The organism is Pseudomonas sp. P116 (assembly GCF_020149425.1).
Taxonomy (GTDB): Bacteria; Pseudomonadota; Gammaproteobacteria; order Pseudomonadales; family Pseudomonadaceae; genus Aquipseudomonas; species Aquipseudomonas anatoliensis.
The window spans coordinates 191,756-208,119 of the sequence record NZ_JACVHB010000008.1 but is presented as its reverse complement, the minus strand read 5'-3'; the positions used below and the strand labels follow the sequence as shown (position 1 = coordinate 208,119).

Below are 16,364 nucleotides of genomic sequence, written 5' to 3'. Positions count from 1 at the left end.
TACCCCGACATAGGTCTAGACGCCCTGATCGTTGGCTGCACCCGGTTGGTCGGGTCTATAGTCAGCAAACCTTCGAGAGGATTGCGCCATGAGCGAGCACCCAGCAGAGCGTCGCCGATTCAAACGTATCGCGTTCGATGCCAGAACTGAATTGAGTCAGGGCGAGTACATCTGGCCGGTCAAGTTGATCGATCTGTCGCTCAAGGGACTGTTGATCGAAAAACCCGAGCCGTGGCTGGGCAATCCGCAGTGGCACTTTCTGGTCGATATTCATCTCAATGATGAGGTCGGCATCAAGATGGATGTGCAACTGACCCACGATGACCACGGCCAGTTGGGCTTTGTCTGCAAGCACATCAGCCTTGAGTCGATCGAACGGCTGCGGCGCTTGATCGAGTTCAACCTCGGTGATCCGCAGGAGCTGGAGCGGGAATTGGGTGCGCTGATCGAAATCTGATCAAAAACGGCCCCCTGTAGGAGCTGCCGAAGGCTGCGATCTTTTGATCTTGCTTTTTAAAAGATCAGGATCAAAAGATCGCAGCCTTCGGCAGCTCCTACAGGGGATTGTGGTTATTCGAAGAGGGCGTCGAGGGCCTGTTCCAGGCGGGTCACGGCGATGATCTGCAAGCCCGGCGGCGACTCTTTTGGCGCATTGCCCTTCGGCACAATGGCGCGTTTGAAGCCATGCTTGGCCGCTTCCTTCAAGCGCTCCTGACCGCTGGGCACCGGACGCACTTCGCCGGACAACCCGACTTCGCCGAACACCAGCAGGTCATGGGGCAACGGTCGATTGCGCAGGCTCGACATCACGGCCGCCATCAGCGCCAGGTCAGATGCGGTTTCCAGCACCTTCACCCCACCCACCACGTTGAGGAACACATCCTGATCGTGAGTCGGTATGCCGCCATGGCGATGCAAAACCGCCAGTAACATCGCCAATCTGTTCTGATCCAGACCCAGCGTAACTCGGCGCGGGTTGGCCAGATGACTGTCATCGACCAGCGCCTGCACTTCCACCAGCATCGGCCGGGTGCCTTCCCACGTCGCCATCACCACGCTGCCTGGGACTTCTTCCTGGGCACGGGTGAGAAAAATCGCCGAAGGGTTGGAGACTTCTTTCAAACCCTTGTCGGTCATGCCGAACACGCCCAACTCGTTGACGGCGCCGAAGCGGTTTTTCACCGCCCGCAGCAAACGCAAACGGCCATCGGATTCGCCTTCGAAATACAGCACGGTGTCGACCATGTGCTCAAGCACGCGCGGGCCGGCAAGCGCGCCTTCCTTGGTCACGTGGCCGACGAGGAAAATCGCCGTGCCGCTCTGCTTGGCATAGCGCACCAGCAACGCCGCACTCTCGCGTACCTGAGATACGCCACCGGGCGCCGATTGCAGTTGTTCGGTGAAGATCGTCTGAATGGAGTCGATCACCATCACCTTGGGCTTTTCCTGACGTGCCGTGGCGATGATGGTCTCGATGCAGGTTTCGGTCATCACCCGTAGCTGATCCTGAGGCAAACCTAGGCGGCGGGCGCGCATGGCCACTTGCTGTTGGGATTCCTCGCCGGTGACGTACAGCGCCGGCATGCTCTTGGCGAGGTTGCACAGGGTCTGCAACAGAATCGTCGACTTGCCGATACCCGGGTCGCCGCCGATCAACACCACCGAGCCATCGACCAAGCCGCCGCCCAGCACACGATCAAGCTCACTGGAGGCAGTGGAAAACCGTGGAATCTCTTCGACGCTGACTTCGGCCAGGGTTTTGATCTGCGCCTGCTGCCCGGTCCAACCGGTGCGTCCGGAGGGGGCTGTCGCGCCGCCGCTCTCGATCATGGTTTCGGTCAGCGTATTCCAGGCACCGCACTCGCCACACTGGCCGGCCCACTTGGGAAAGGTTGCGCCGCACTCGGTGCAGCCGTACATGCGCTTGGCCTTGGCCATCAGAACCCCCGACAAAAACCGCGATGATAACGCACGCGCCGCCGATCAGCGCGGCGCTGCGGTACGGATCTCGCCGCTGGCCAGACGCGCGGCACTGTTACCCAGCGGATCCTCAGCATTCAGGTCGGCGCCTTTGGCTTGCAGCGCGTCGAGCAATTCAAGGCGCTTGAACAAACCCGCGTACATCGCCGCCGTCTGACCGGCACCGTTGCGTTGATCGGGGCTGCAATCGGTGGCCATCAGTCGGCGGGCAATCTGTAACTCACCCTTGAAAATCGCGCCCATCAGCGCCGTATTACCGCGCTGGTCCTGAGCACAGGCATCCGCACCGGCGGCGAGCAAGCGCTCCACTGCGGGTGCCTGACCGTGATAAGCCGCCAGAATCAGCGCGGTGTAGCCCTTGTCGTCGCGCGTATCGAGTGAATAACCGGACTCGATAAAGATATCGAGCATCGGCACATCACCGCGCCGGGCGGCGTCGAAATAGTAATCCTGTAGCTGTGCCTTGATCGCGTCAGGACTTTGCACGGCCGGTGCTGCCAGCGCACCACAGGACATGACCCCGAACAACAGCAAAAGATAAACACGCATCAGCAATCTCCCTCAGCGAAACGGGGCCTGACTCAGGCCCCGCGTTACGTTGCGTGGAATCAGTCGACCAGTTTGGCTGCCAGTGCCTTGACCCGGTTCAGATCACCCTTGGCCACCTCAGTGACACCGGTGCCGTACTCGGGATCAGCCTTATAAAGGAAGGACAGGATGATGTGCTTGCTCTCGTCATCGGTGGTGGCCAGCGAGCCGCCAAAGCTGTCGATCAGATCGCGACGCTCTTTCTTGCTGAACGAGCGGTACAGATCGCCTGCCTGCTTGAAGTTCTGCTCACGCTGGATCTTCGCCTGCTGCGTGCTGCCCGACAGCGCCATCTGGCTGTAGCGCGCGGTTTGCGTTTCTTCACGCGGTTGCAGACGGCTCGGTTGATAGTTCACGCCGGAAGCGCTGGCACCGAAGTTCATCGCACCATCCTGATTGCCATTGTTCACCGCAACTTTCGGTGCGTTGATCGGCAATTGCAGGGCATTGGCACCGAGGCGGTACATTTGTGTATCGGCATAAGAGAACACTCGACCTTGCAATAAACGGTCTTCCGAAGGCTCGATACCAGGAACTACGTTAGCCGGCGCCATGGCAACTTGTTCGGTTTCCTGGAACACATTTGCCGGATTACGGTTTAGAACCATTTGTCCAACTTTTCGCTCCGGGATACCCGGCCAGATCTTTGTTGCATCCAATGGATCGAAATCAAACTTGGACAAATCTTGTGGTTTTAGCACCTGGATGTACAAGTCCCACTTCGGGAAGTTGCCCTTGTTTATATTAGTAACCAAATCGTTAGTCATGTGACTGTAGTCTTGACCCTGGACTTTGCCGACTTGCTTGGGCGTCAGATTGTTGATGCCCTGCAAGCTCTTCCAGTGAAACTTGACGTAATGCACCTCGCCTTTGGCATTTACCAACTTATAAGCATGCACACCATTGCCATCCATCTCTCGATAACTGGCCGGAGTACCCGAGTTGGAATACAACTCGGTCAGCGTGCGCGTAGCCTCGGGCACATGGGAGAAGAAATCGAACCGGCGCGAATCGTCATCAAGGTTGGTACGTGGGTCAGGCTTGAACGCGTGCACCATGTCCGGGAATTTGATTGCATCGCGAATGAAGAAGGTCGGGAAGTTGTTGCCAACCAGGTCCCAGTTACCGTCGGCCGTGTAGAACTTGGTGGCGAAACCGCGCGGATCACGCAGGGTTTCCGGAGAGTGGTTACCGTGAACCACGGCGGAGAAACGCACGAATACCGGAGTGCTCTGGCCGGCGGCGAACACCTTGGCCTTGCTCAAGTCGCTAAGGTCGTTGGTTACCGTGAAATTGCCGTGGGCACCGGTGCCGCGAGCATGTACCACGCGCTCGGGAATGCGCTCGCGGTCAAAGCGCTGCAGCTTCTGGATCAGTTGCACGTCCTGCAACAGCACCGGGCCATTGGCCCCTGCCGTCTGCGAGTTCTGGTTGTCACCCACCGCCGCACCATTGTCGCGGGTCAAGGGAGCGGCATGCACGGAAAAGCTCAACAGGCTGGCGGTGATTACCCCAAGCGTGCGGCGATGGGGAAAAGCCCCCAGTCCAATAGCGGAATTCATATCAGGATCCTCTGTTTTTTTTGGGCGCATCCAGGTGCGCCAACCCAAGGCTAGAGGCCTGCGGCGTTGAACATAAATAGAAAGAACGTAACGCAATGATTGAAAAAAATGCCTTCCAAGTCATGTGCTTATGGCGTAATCCGCGCGCGATTAGTGGCACTTTGCAAACTAATCGCCTGATCATGTGTCGATAAAAACGTGCATTGTAAGAAGGTGTTTCGCGCAGGACGCGTTTTGCTGATTTACACTGCGCACACCAAAACTCATCTGTAACAAGGAAATAACCTATGGGCGTGCTTAACGAGTTCAAGGCCTTCGCGGTCAAAGGCAATGTGGTCGACATGGCCGTCGGTATCATCATCGGTGCCGCCTTCGGCAAAATCGTTTCATCCTTTGTCGGTGACGTGATCATGCCGCCAATCGGCCTGTTGATCGGTGGAGTGGACTTCAGTGATCTGGCCATTACGCTAAAAGCCGCTCAGGGCGATGCACCTGCGGTGATGCTCGCGTACGGCAAGTTCCTCCAGACCGTTTTGGACTTCGTGATCGTCGCTTTCGCGATTTTCATGGGTGTCAAAGCCATCAACCGTCTGAAGCGCGAAGAAGCCGTGGCGCCTACCCTGCCGCCGGTTCCGACCAAAGAAGAGGAATTGCTGGGCGAGATCCGAGATTTGCTCAAGGCTCAGAACAATCAGCCCTGAATCAGCCACACCAAAAAAAAACGGCGCCTGCGAGGCGCCGTTTGTTCACCAGTAGTTTTCAACCGCCACCTGGCCAGGCCTCCGAGTAAGGCTCAGGCTCATGTGCCGCTGTTTGAGCAAGGCGCGCGTGTCGTCGATCATCTGCGGATTGCCACACAGCATGACGCGCGAGTGTTCAGCAGACATTTCCACACCGGCGGCTCGCTCAAGCTCACCGTTCTCAATCAGTGTCGTGATCCGCCCGTTCAGCGCGCCGGGGTGCGTCTGGCGAGTGACGGTCGCAATGTACTGCAGCTTGTGGATGTGCTCCGCCAGATAATCACGCTGTGCCAGTTCAGCGATCAACGACTGATAAGCCAATTCGCGCGCTTCCCTGACGCTGTATACGAGGATGATCCGTTCGAATTTTTCCCAGACTTCGAAATCCTGCAGGATAGAAAGGAAAGGCGCGACTCCCGTACCCGTGGACAACAACCACAAATCCCGCCCGTCGACGAAACGATCAAGGGTCAGATAGCCATAGGCCTGACGTTCAACCATCAAGGTATCGCCGACCTCCAGTCGACTCAGTTCACTGGTGAACTCGCCTCCGGGTACTAAGATAGAAAAAAACTCAAGAAACTCGTCAAACGGTGAGGACACCATGGAGTAGGCGCGCCAAACCGTGCTGCCATCGGCCTTGATCACGCCGAGTCGGGCGAACTGACCGGCTCGGAAGCGAAACCCGGGATCCCGGGTGGTACGCAAGGTGAACAGGCTGGGCGTCAACGGCTGCACGTCGAGCAAGGTCTGATGGGTGAATTTTTCTGTGCTGGCAGTCATTGGGCACTCCATTCAACGGTTGACCAACAGTCTCGCGCAAAGTCGTGCGCTTAAAAACCACTGATTTGTAGTGATATCAGGATGACTGTCCTATGGATAAGGTGAGTGCACTTTTCCATTTCTTGTTCACAAGTAAAATTCTGTAACAATGATAAGTCACATATAAAACACTCTGTACTTAATAACCAGTCATTCAAATAATCACTTGATCCAAGAGCAAAATAATCAGAACGCCAAGTGGGAAACGTCCTACACTCGTTTTCGTGCGGATCGGATTGGATCCAAGAGGCACCCCAGAAATTGCACGGAGCATTTTTTAATGGAAACGTGGAAGGAGTCGCAGTTGAAGCAGCTGACTTTCGCCAAGGGCATCGATACTGCGTATCCGATATTGCTCAGATTTGCCGAAAATCTTGGTTTCAACTTTTGTGCCGTAACTGTTGCGTTGCCGAAACAAGTTACATCGCCAAACACCTTGCAAATCAATAACTACCCCGAAGAATGGAACACGCAGTATGAACAAAAAAAATTCAGTTCAATAGATCCAGTAGTAGCACACTGCAATCACTCAATGATGCCGATTGTCTGGAATGAAACGCTGTATGCGAAGGCTCCGCATGTGTGGCAAGCCTTGCAGCAACAAGGCCTGCAACATGGCTGGTCGCAATCCTTCCATCACAAGGAAAGCGGCTTGTGCAGTATCCTCAGCCTGGCGCGCAAGCACTGCCCGATCAGCCCACTCGAACTGTATGAACATTTCGGCTACATCTTTTACGCAGCCAGTCATTTGAGCGAATTGTTTGCTCGTACGTTGCCAAAGCAGTCGACCAAGCCCGACCAGCCGCACCTTTCGCCACGAGAACTAGAGGTTCTGCAATTGTCCGCCGGCGGAAAGACAGCGTATGAGATTTCAAAAATTCTCAGCCTGAGCGAGCGTACCGTCAACTATCACGTACAAAACGTGATTGAGAAACTCAACGTCTGCAACAAGATTTCTGCGGTTATCGCCGCGGCCAGAGCTGGCATTATCTGAACCTGCCGCTTGGCGCCCTTCAAAACTTACGGGTATTCCACTGGAAAAAAACGTACCATTTGTGCCCTTCCCGAGTGATGACGCCAACTGCCAGCGTCGCAGTCCACTTGGTCGGGTTCCGCCGCAAGAGACCCGGCCGCGGAACACATCTTGATCACCCTGAGTCCCCGCCCCATGCCCTTGCTTGACACGCCCTTCGCCCAACTTGACCTGATCCGCCAGCCCGAACAGCAAAATGAACCGCTGCAAGCTTTCGACGCAGCCGATGAATACCTGCTCAATCATCTGGCGGCGCAGCAACCGGTGGCCAGCACACGGGTACTGGTCCTCAACGACAGTTTCGGCGCGTTGGCCGCCAGTCTGTTGGGCAAGGTTGAAGTCAGCAGCAGCGGCGACTCATTTCTCGGCTTTCAGGGCCTGGAGAAAAATCTGCTGCGCAACGGCCAGGCCTTTGATGCGATCCAGGGGATCCCGGCGAGCGAGCCTTTGGTCGGTCCATTCGACCGAGTACTGATTCGCGTACCGAAAACCCTGGCCTTGCTGGAAGAACAACTGATTCGCCTGCAAGGGCAACTGGCGCCCGGCGCAGAAGTGGTCGCCGCCGCCATGGTTAAACACCTGCCGCGCGCTGCTGGCGATTTGCTGGAACGCTACATCGGCCCGGTGCAGGCTTCACTGGCAGTGAAAAAGGCACGACTGTTGGTTGCCACCCCTGAAGCGAAAGAAGCGGCGGTGTCGCCCTACCCTTCGCGTTATCGTCTCGACACTCCGGCCATCGAACTGCTCAACCACGCCAACGTATTCTGCCGAGAAGGCCTGGACATCGGCACCCGTGCCTTTCTCCCGCATCTGCCGAAGAACCTTGGCACTGCACGTGTCGCCGACCTTGGCTGCGGCAACGGTGTGCTGGCAATTGCCAGCGCCCTGCAAAACCCCGACGCGCATTACACGCTGGTCGACGAATCGTTCATGGCGGTGCAGTCGGCTGCCGAGAACTGGCGCGCAGCGCTCGGTGATCGCGACGTGATCGTGCGTGCCGGCGACGGTCTGGCCGGTCAGGAAGCGCAATCGCTTGACGTGGTGCTGTGCAATCCGCCGTTCCATCAGCAGCAAGTGGTCGGTGATTTCCTGGCCTGGCGCATGTTTCAGCAAGCGCGCGAAGCGTTGGTGGTGGGCGGTGCGTTGTACATCGTCGGCAACCGCCATCTGGGCTATCACAGCAAACTGGCGCGGCTGTTCCGCGGCGTCGAGCAAGTGGCAAACACACCGAAATTCGTGATTCTCAAAGCCCGCAAGTAAAACGGCAGGCAAAAAAAACCCTCCGTTCGGAGGGTTTCAAATCCACGCCTCGAAGGCGACCAGACGTTTCAATGAGTGGTCAGACCTGCAGCGTTCATGAACATGCGCATCAGGCTTGCGACGATAAACAGTGCGCCGACGCTACCGACCCAGATCATGGCCAACCAGCCGAGCCGCTGCCACAGCGGCTTTTTTTCGGCTTCTTTAATGTCGTGCAGGGAATGTTTGCCAGTCATTGCATCGATCCTCAGTTAGAACGATGGCGCCGCAGCCGACGCCATCGCCGGAACACCGCCCGGAACTAGTCCGCTCCCACAGCTTTAGTGATAACCGTCTTCATGGGTAACCTTGCCGCGGAACACGTAGTAGCTCCAGAAGGTGTAACCCAGGATGAACGGGATGATGAACAGCGTGCCGACCAGCATGAAGCCCTGACTTTGCGGCGGTGCGGCGGCGTCCCAGATCGAGATCGACGGCGGCACGATATTCGGCCACAGGCTGATGCCCAGACCACTGTAGCCGAGGAAGATCAGCACCAGCGTCAGCAGGAACGGCATGTAGTTGGCGTTACGCGCCACGGCGCGGATCAAGCCATACATCGTCACCAGCACCAGAATCGGCACCGGCATGAACCAGAACAGGTTAGGCATGCTGAACCAGCGCGTCGCGATGTCCGGATGGGCCAGCGGCGTCCAGATACTGACAATACCGATCACCGCCAACAGCACGAAGGCCAGTGGTCGAGCGAGGTTATGCATCTGCTCCTGGAGCTTGCCTTCGGTCTTCATGATCAGCCACGTACAGCCGAGCAACGCGTAAGCCACCACCAGTGCCGCGCCGCAGAACATCGTGAACGGCGTCAACCAATCCAGCGATCCGCCGGCAAATTGCCGATTGACCACCGGCAACCCATCGATGAACGCCCCAAGCGCCACCCCCTGAAAGAACGTCGCGGCCACCGAGCCACCGATGAATGCCTTGTCCCACAGGTGACGCTTGTCGTCCTTGGCCTTGAAACGAAACTCGAACGCGACGCCGCGGAAAATCAAACCGATCAGCATGAAGATCAGCGGCAGGTACAACGCCGATAACACCACCGAGTACGCCAGCGGGAAAGCGCCAAACAGCGCCGCGCCGCCGAGCACCAGCCAGGTTTCGTTGCCGTCCCAGACCGGGGCGACGGTGTTCATCATTACGTCACGGTCGACCTTGCCCGGAATGAACGGGAAGAGGATCCCGATCCCGAGGTCGAAGCCGTCCATGACCACGTACATCATGATGCCGAAGATGATGATCACGGCCCAGATCAGCGGAAGATCAATACCCATGAGTCAAATCTCCTTGTTCAGGGTGACGTCGTCGCCGTGGTCGGCATCGGACGAATCGTCGGCTGCGGACAACGGACGGGCCGGTGTGCGTTTCTTGCCAGGCCCACCTTCCGGTGTTTCTTCGCCCTCGCTGATTTTCGGCCCCTTGCGCACCAGGCGCATCATGTAGCCGAGACCGGCACCAAACAGCGCGAAATACACCACCACAAACATGATCAGCGTGATGCTCATCTGCGCAAAGCTGTGATTGGAAGATGCATCCGCCGTGCGCATCAACCCGTAAACCACCCACGGCTGGCGGCCGATTTCAGTGGTAAACCAGCCTGCAAGGATCGCAATCAGACCGGACGGCCCCATCCACAGCGCCAGATAAAGAAACGGACGCGAGGTGTAGAGCGTGTCGCGCTTACGCAGCCACAGGCTCCACAGGCCGGTGAAAATCATCAGGAATCCAAGGCCGACCATGATCCGGAACGACCAGAACACGATGGTCGAATTCGGCCGGTCTTCGGGCGGGAAGTCCTTGAGCGCAGGTACTTGCTTATCCAGCGAGTGCGTGAGAATCAGGCTGCCGAGATACGGAATCTCCACGGCAAATTTGGTTCTCTCTTCCTTCATGTCCGGCCAGCCGAACAGGATCAGTGGTGTCGCTTCGTCACCCTTGTTTTCCCAGTGGCCTTCGATCGCGGCGATTTTTGCCGGTTGATGCTTGAGGGTATTGAGACCGTGGAAATCACCGATGACAGCCTGGATCGGCGCAACAATCAGTGCCATCCACATCGCCATCGACAGCATGGTGCGGATCGCCGGGTTGTCCTTGCCGCGCAGCAAGTGCCAGGCCGCTGACGAGCCGACGAAAAATGCCGTCGCAACAAACGCCGCAGTCGCCATGTGCATCAGGCGGTAAGGGAAAGACGGGTTGAAGATGATTGCAAACCAGTCGGTTGGAATCACCTGACCGTTGATGATTTCGAAGCCTTGCGGCGTCTGCATCCAGCTGTTGGAGGCCAGAATCCAGAAGGTCGAAATCAACGTACCGATCGCCACCATCACCGTGGAGAAGAAGTGCAAGCCGCGGCCGACCTTGTTCCAGCCGAACAGCATCACGCCAAGGAAACCGGCTTCAAGGAAGAATGCCGTGAGCACTTCATACGTCAGCAAAGGCCCGGTGACGGCGCCGGCGAAGTCCGAAAAACGGCTCCAGTTGGTACCGAACTGATAGGCCATGACCAGCCCGGAAACCACGCCCATGCCGAAGTTGACGGCAAAGATCTTCGACCAGAAATGGTAGAGGTCACGGTAGGTATCGTTATGGGTTTTCAGCCACAGGCCTTCGAGCACCGCGAGGTAACTCGCCAGACCGATGGTGATGGCCGGGAACAGGATGTGGAACGAGATGGTGAACGCGAATTGAATTCGGGCGAGATCGAGTGCCTCTAAACCGAACATATGGCTTCCTCTGTCAGGTAATACCGGCTGCGGACCCGGAGGCCTGCACCCACTGCCCCCACGGATATGGAGTGCGGCGAATTCTGATTCGTTCTTTTTAAACACATCGCGACGCAGGGAGTCTGGCCAACTGGCCACCGGATCAATTCCGTTTGAGGTCTTGATCTGGATCAAGCAACGTTGAAAGAGTAGTCCCATTTGCGACGAACAACCGCGTGGCCGTTTGCCGCGTGACAAGTTGCCTCATTGCCTGATCGAACACCTGAACCGGTTTTTTTGATGAGTGCAGTTCCCTGTGGCGAGGGGATTTATCCCCGTTGGGCTGCGAAGCGGCCCCGAATCCATTCAACGCGTCCTTCAATCGAATCGCGTCGCCGAATTTGCGACTGCTGCGCAGCCGAACGGGGCGGTGCGACGTTTCGCTAAATCCCCTCGCCACAGGGTTGATTCGCGCTCATAGGAAAATCGATGTCTGCCTAACTAATTTTTTTGTCATAGCAACTTCCTGTTACAGACTGGTGATAATCTCGCAATTCCCTCCGAGCCAGACCTGCCTTCAGATGCCCAGCCAAGAGCCCCTGCTGTTACGTCATCATCGCCCCTTCCTTGCGTTCTGGTTTGCACGGATTTTCACGGCCAGCGGCTTTCAGATGCTCACCGTGGCCATCGGCTGGAACCTCTATCAACTGACCGGCAACGTCCTCGATCTGGGACTGGTCGGGCTGGTCGAATTCGCCCCGCGCCTGCTGTTCATGCTGCACACCGGGCACGTCGCCGACCGCTACGACCGGCGCAAGGTCGCTGCCATCTGCCAGTCCTTGCAGGCGTTGATCGCTCTGGCGCTGGCCATTGGCAGCGCCACCGATCACGTAACCCGGGAGATGATCTTCATCCTCGCCTTCCTGCTCGGCGCAGCGCGCTCGTTCGAGATGCCGACCACTCAGGCGCTGTTGCCGAGCATCGTGCCCAGTGCGCTGTTCCCGCGGGCCGTCGCGGCGGCGCAATCGGCGCAACAATCGGCAACCATCGTTGCCCCGGCGCTCGGCGGTCTGCTCTATGCGTTCGGCAGCGTCTGGGTCTATGGCCCGACCGTGCTGCTGTATGTGATTGCCTGCACGTTGATGCTCAACCTGCCGGCCCGTCAGACACCGTTGAACAAAGGCAAAGCCACGCTGGACTCACTGCTGGCAGGGATTCGCTTCATCCGCAGCCGCCCGGACATCCTCGGGGCGATTTCGCTGGATCTGTTCGCGGTGCTGCTCGGTGGCGCCACTGCGCTGCTGCCGGTATTCGCCAAAGACATTTTGCTGACCGGGCCGTGGGGTCTTGGTTTGCTGCGCTCGGCGCCGGCAGTCGGCGCGCTGGGGATGTCGCTGTTCCTCGCGCGCTTTGCCGTAGAGCGTAACGTCGGCCGGGTGATGTTCACCGCTGTCGGTATCTTCGGTGTCGCGACCATTGCCTTCGGCCTGTCGACTTCGTTCTGGTTCTCGCTGGCGGTGCTGGTGGTGCTCGGCGCGGCAGACATGATCAGCATGGTCATCCGCGCCTCCTTCGTGCAACTGGAAACCCCGGACGAAATGCGCGGCCGGGTCAGCGCGGTCAACGGCCTGTTCATTGGCGCCTCGAACCAGTTGGGCGAATTCGAATCCGGCGTCACCGCCCACTGGTTCGGCACCGTGCCGGCGGTGGTCATGGGCGGGATTGGCACGCTGGTGGTGACGGGGACGTGGATCAAACTGTTCCCGACGCTGGCTAACCGCGACCGGATGCATGTGCCGGTGGAAGAGGTGAAGGTTTGAAGCTATTCAAACCACCAACTCCCCCGCCACTTTCACCCGTAGCGCCTTGCCGCCCAGTTGCTCGACCAGCGTCAGTGCAAACTCCAGCGCGGCGCCGGAGCCCTGGGCGGTGATGCAGTTGCCGTCGACGACAACGGGTTGATCAACAAACGTACAACCCGACAATTGATGGCTGGCGCTCGGCAGGCAGGTCATGCGTCGCTGGCGTAAAACACCGAAGGCTTGCAGGGCGACGGCCGGGGCTTCGGCGATGGCGGCGAACAGGCGTCCGGCGCTGGCCTGATCCTTGAGCAGTTGTTGCAGCGGTTGATGCGCCGCCAGGTGTTGCGAACCGACGGCACCGCCGGGCAGGACGATCAGGTCAAAGGTCTGCGCCAGCACATCGACCAACATGCCGTCAGCGGTCAGGCGTGTGCCGCGGGCGCAGGTCAACATGCGCCGGCCTTCGATGCTGGCCGCCAGCACTTCGATGCCGGCGCGGCGCAGTACGTCGATCAGGGTCACGCTGTGCAGATCATCGATGCCCTCGGCGAGGGTAATCAGGGCTCTAAAGGTCATGGGCGCTTTCCGCTGGGTGATCTTCAAAGCGTAGTCAGCTTCGCCCGGATCGCGCAGCAACAGCCGTTACTTGATGTAAAGCTGCGTCGACATCGTATTGCGCGGAGCGTTGATCGAGGTGTTGCTGAAGGTGAAGGTGCCTTCCTGCTTGCCCGCCAGATCGAAGGTATAAAGAGAGCCGACGGTTTTGCTGCCGGGCGTACATTCAGTCAGATTGCCGGTATCAAAGGCACAGACCGGGGCCCGGGTGCCATTCACTTCAAAACCGTCGAGCGTGGCCTGCGGCTGGTTCTGGCCATAACCGACTTCCAGCACGTAGACCTTGATACTCGCGCCGTTGTGATTGCACTGGGTTTGCGCCTGACCATCGGCGATGTCTTCAAGGCCGCAGGCCGAAGATTGCACCTTGATGACTTTGACTTGCGACAAGGGCGGCGCCGAGGCGGCCCACACTGCCGACGTCCCGGCCATCAGGCCTGCGATCAATCCAAACGCTGTAAACCGGCACTTGCTCATGCTTCCCCCATCACCAAAAAACTGCGCGCAGTATGGCGCAGTTGACCACAGCGCAAAACTTCGCCGACGATCGACACCAACATCCGCCATATTCCTCACGCTGCTGGTATGATGCGCGGCTTTTTCCGGCCCACCATAATTTCCCAGGCGCTTGCTACGGTCTGTGCTTTGCTGTTGAGGTCGATACATTCACGGCGCCACGCGCGCCACGGGGAGCGGACATGCTGGAAAGGCTGTTTCAACTCAAGGCACACAACACCAACGTGCGGACCGAGATTCTGGCGGGCATCACGACTTTCCTGGCCATGGCCTACATTCTGTTCGTCAACCCGAGCATTCTCGGCGAGACCGGCATGGACAAGGGCGCGGTGTTCGTCGCCACGTGCCTGGCCGCGGCCATTGGCTCGACGGTCATGGGCCTGATCGCCAACTACCCGATCGCCCTCGCACCGGGCATGGGTCTGAACGCCTTCTTCACCTATACCGTCGTCCTGCACATGGGCCACACCTGGCAAGTCGCGCTGGGTGCGGTGTTCATTTCCGCGGTGCTGTTCTTCCTGTTGTCGATCTTCCGCATCCGCGAATGGATCATCAACAGCATCCCGCTGCCGCTGCGTTCGGCAATTGCTGCCGGTATCGGCCTCTTCCTGGCGCTGATCGCCCTGCACAACGCCGGCATCGTGGTTAGCAATCCGGCGACCATGGTCGGCCTCGGTGACCTGAAGCAACCTGCACCAATCCTCGCCACCCTCGGCTTCGCCCTGATTGTTGCTCTCGAAGCGCTGAAAGTGCGCGGCGCGGTGCTGATCGGCATTCTGGCAGTGACCATTACCTCGATCGCCATGGGCTTCACCCCGTTCGGCGGCGTGACCTCGTTGCCACCTTCGCTGGCGCCGACCTTCCTGCAACTGGACATCAAAGGCGCGTTGGACATCGGTCTGGTCAGCGTGATCTTCGCTTTCCTGTTCGTCGACCTGTTCGACAACTCCGGCACCCTGATCGGCGTTGCCAAGCGTGCCGGCCTGATGGGCAAGGACGGCCACATGCCGAAAATGGGGCGCGCACTGATCGCCGACAGCACCGCGGCCATGGCCGGTTCGCTGCTGGGCACTTCGACCACCACCAGTTACATCGAATCCGCTGCTGGCGTAAGTGCTGGCGGCCGTACCGGCCTGACGGCCATCGTCGTGGCGATTCTGTTTCTGCTGGCGTTGTTCTTCTCGCCACTGGCGGCCAGCGTTCCGGCGTTCGCCACGGCACCGGCGCTGCTGTTCGTCGCCGTGTTGATGACTTCGGGCCTGGCGGAAATAGACTGGGATGACATCACCGTCGCCGCGCCGGTCGTCGTGACTGCGCTGGCCATGCCATTCACTTACTCGATCGCCAACGGCATCGCGTTTGGCTTCATCTCCTGGACCGCGATCAAGCTGCTGTCGGGCCGCGCTCGTGAGCTGAACCCGGCGCTGGTGATTCTGTCGATTCTGTTCGTGATCAAGTTGGGTTGGTTCAACGCATGACTTTCGATTCCAAAGCTTACGCCGAACAACTGGAAGCCAAGGTCACGCGCCTGCGTGATCTGCTGGCGCCGTTCGATGCACCCGAGCCGACCGTGTTCGACTCGCCGCTTGCGAACTTCCGCCTGCGTGCCGAATTCCGTCTGTGGCGCGAGGGCGGTGAGCGGCATTACGCAATGTTCTCCCAAGACGACAAGCGCACGCCGATCCTCATTGAAGAGTTCCCGATTGCCAGCCTGCGCATCAACCAGTTGATGCCGCAATTGAAGGCTGCGTGGCAGGCGAGTTCGGCGTTGAGTCATAAGCTGTTCCAGGTGGAGTTCCTGACCACACTGGCCGGCGACGCAATGATCACCCTGTGCTACCACCGTCCGCTGGACGAGCATTGGCACGCGGCGGCGACCCGGTTGTCGGCGGATCTGGGCGTCAGCATCATTGGTCGCTCCAAGGGCAAACGCGAAGTCATCGGCCAGGATTATGTGGTCGAGCAACTTGAAGTCGGCGGCCGCACCTTCAGCTACCGCCAGCCGGAAGGCGCGTTCACCCAGCCTAACGGCACGGTGAACCAGAAGATGTTGAACTGGGCTTACGAAGCGCTGGGCGATCGCCCTGACGATCTGCTGGAGCTGTATTGCGGCAACGGCAACTTCACCCTGCCGCTGGCGACCCGCGTGCGTAAAGTACTGGCCACCGAAATCAGCAAGACGTCGGTCAACGCCGCGTTGAGCAACCTCAGCGAAAACGCTGTGGATAACGTCACGCTGGTACGTTTGTCCGCCGAAGAGCTGACCGAAGCGCTCAACGAAGTCCGTCCGTTCCGTCGCCTGCACGGTATCGACCTGAAAAGCTACGAGTTCGGTAGCGTATTCGTCGATCCACCGCGCGCCGGCATGGACCCGGACACCTGCGAACTGACCCGGCGTTTCGACAACATCCTGTACATCTCCTGCAACCCGGAAACCCTGGCGGCCAACATCGCCCAGTTGCACGACACGCACCGCATCACCCAGTGCGCGTTGTTCGACCAGTTCCCGTGGACGCATCACATGGAATCGGGTGTGCTGCTGACCCGGCGCTGATTACAGATGCTGGATACAAGAAAGCCGTCGTGATGACGGCTTTTTTGTGGGTGCCTTAAAAGATCGCAGCCTGCGGCAGCTCCTACAGGGGGAGTGCGTTCAAAATGTAGGAGCTGCCGCAGGCTGCGATCTTTTG

At 58.6% G+C, this 16,364-nt stretch carries 16 protein-coding genes; 7 read left to right on the top strand and 9 right to left on the bottom strand.

Annotated features, from left to right (window positions below; all coding sequences use genetic code 11):
- The first annotated feature begins 88 nt into the window (after nucleotides 1-88).
- Entirely contained in the window at nucleotides 89-457 is a 369-nt protein-coding gene (locus ICA15_RS24580; protein ID WP_210554885.1) for a PilZ domain-containing protein, read from the top strand.
- A 113-nt stretch (nucleotides 458-570) separates the two neighbouring features.
- Here the strand turns inward: ICA15_RS24580 and radA are convergent, their stop codons facing one another.
- The 3 genes from radA to ICA15_RS24565 are packed head-to-tail and all read right to left on the bottom strand — an operon-like array spanning nucleotide 571 to nucleotide 4,130.
- Nucleotides 571-1,938 carry a DNA repair protein RadA gene (radA, locus tag ICA15_RS24575; RefSeq protein WP_008084632.1) on the bottom strand — a complete coding sequence of 456 codons (1,368 nt, stop codon included), beginning with the start codon at nucleotides 1,936-1,938 and terminating at the stop codon, nucleotides 571-573.
- Nucleotides 1,939-1,983: 45 nt separating this feature from the next.
- Nucleotides 1,984-2,529, bottom strand: coding sequence for an ankyrin repeat domain-containing protein (locus tag ICA15_RS24570; RefSeq protein WP_210554884.1), 546 nt, complete (start codon nucleotides 2,527-2,529; stop codon nucleotides 1,984-1,986).
- A 59-nt stretch (nucleotides 2,530-2,588) separates the two neighbouring features.
- Entirely contained in the window at nucleotides 2,589-4,130 is a 1,542-nt protein-coding gene (locus ICA15_RS24565; protein WP_150617347.1) for a catalase, read from the bottom strand.
- Nucleotides 4,131-4,417: 287 nt separating this feature from the next.
- Here ICA15_RS24565 and mscL point away from each other — a divergent pair, with 287 nt between their 5' ends.
- Complete coding sequence (gene mscL, locus ICA15_RS24560) at nucleotides 4,418-4,831, top strand: large-conductance mechanosensitive channel protein MscL (RefSeq protein ID WP_150602175.1); 414 nt, start codon at nucleotides 4,418-4,420, stop codon at nucleotides 4,829-4,831.
- A gap of 45 nt (nucleotides 4,832-4,876) precedes the next feature.
- Here mscL and ICA15_RS24555 read toward each other — a convergent pair whose 3' ends face one another.
- Entirely contained in the window at nucleotides 4,877-5,653 is a 777-nt protein-coding gene (locus ICA15_RS24555; RefSeq protein ID WP_210554883.1) for a ferredoxin--NADP reductase, read from the bottom strand.
- Between the two features lie 319 nt (nucleotides 5,654-5,972).
- On the opposite strand from ICA15_RS24555, the gene ICA15_RS24550 reads away from it, so the two are divergent.
- Both ICA15_RS24550 and ICA15_RS24545 read left to right on the top strand, forming a co-directional pair.
- On the top strand, nucleotides 5,973-6,686 hold the full coding sequence (locus ICA15_RS24550; protein WP_210554882.1) for an autoinducer binding domain-containing protein: 714 nt from the start codon (nucleotides 5,973-5,975) through the stop codon (nucleotides 6,684-6,686).
- Nucleotides 6,687-6,860: 174 nt separating this feature from the next.
- Complete coding sequence (locus tag ICA15_RS24545; protein ID WP_210554881.1) at nucleotides 6,861-7,985, top strand: methyltransferase; 1,125 nt, start codon at nucleotides 6,861-6,863, stop codon at nucleotides 7,983-7,985.
- A gap of 68 nt (nucleotides 7,986-8,053) precedes the next feature.
- Here ICA15_RS24545 and ICA15_RS24540 read toward each other — a convergent pair whose 3' ends face one another.
- The 3 genes from ICA15_RS24540 to ICA15_RS24530 form a co-directional block, all read right to left on the bottom strand.
- Nucleotides 8,054-8,221, bottom strand: a complete 168-nt coding sequence (locus tag ICA15_RS24540; RefSeq protein ID WP_150595284.1) for a DUF2474 domain-containing protein — start codon at nucleotides 8,219-8,221, stop codon at nucleotides 8,054-8,056.
- Between the two features lie 84 nt (nucleotides 8,222-8,305).
- A complete protein-coding gene (cydB, locus tag ICA15_RS24535; RefSeq protein WP_150602171.1) occupies nucleotides 8,306-9,313 on the bottom strand; it encodes a cytochrome d ubiquinol oxidase subunit II in 1,008 nt (335 codons plus the stop codon).
- Between the two features lie 3 nt (nucleotides 9,314-9,316).
- Complete coding sequence (locus ICA15_RS24530) at nucleotides 9,317-10,762, bottom strand: cytochrome ubiquinol oxidase subunit I (protein WP_150617345.1); 1,446 nt, start codon at nucleotides 10,760-10,762, stop codon at nucleotides 9,317-9,319.
- A 560-nt stretch (nucleotides 10,763-11,322) separates the two neighbouring features.
- Here ICA15_RS24530 and ICA15_RS24525 point away from each other — a divergent pair.
- Nucleotides 11,323-12,561, top strand: a complete 1,239-nt coding sequence (locus ICA15_RS24525; protein ID WP_150617344.1) for an MFS transporter — start codon at nucleotides 11,323-11,325, stop codon at nucleotides 12,559-12,561.
- Between the two features lie 6 nt (nucleotides 12,562-12,567).
- Here the strand turns inward: ICA15_RS24525 and ICA15_RS24520 are convergent, their stop codons facing one another.
- The gene (locus ICA15_RS24520) at nucleotides 12,568-13,119 is read right to left on the bottom strand and encodes a DJ-1 family glyoxalase III (RefSeq protein WP_210554880.1); all 552 of its coding nucleotides are present in this window, start codon (nucleotides 13,117-13,119) and stop codon (nucleotides 12,568-12,570) included.
- 66 nt (nucleotides 13,120-13,185) lie between these two features.
- The gene (locus ICA15_RS24515; RefSeq protein ID WP_224450917.1) at nucleotides 13,186-13,590 is read right to left on the bottom strand and encodes a DUF4879 domain-containing protein; all 405 of its coding nucleotides are present in this window, start codon (nucleotides 13,588-13,590) and stop codon (nucleotides 13,186-13,188) included.
- A 266-nt stretch (nucleotides 13,591-13,856) separates the two neighbouring features.
- Between ICA15_RS24515 and ICA15_RS24510 the strand changes: the two genes are divergently transcribed.
- Nucleotides 13,857-15,152, top strand: coding sequence for an NCS2 family permease (locus ICA15_RS24510; protein ID WP_150602166.1), 1,296 nt, complete (start codon nucleotides 13,857-13,859; stop codon nucleotides 15,150-15,152).
- Nucleotides 15,149-16,228, top strand: a complete 1,080-nt coding sequence (trmA, locus tag ICA15_RS24505; protein WP_210554878.1) for a tRNA (uridine(54)-C5)-methyltransferase TrmA — start codon at nucleotides 15,149-15,151, stop codon at nucleotides 16,226-16,228. Before ICA15_RS24510 ends, trmA begins: the two co-directional genes overlap by 4 nt.
- Nucleotides 16,229-16,364: the final 136 nt, after the last annotated feature.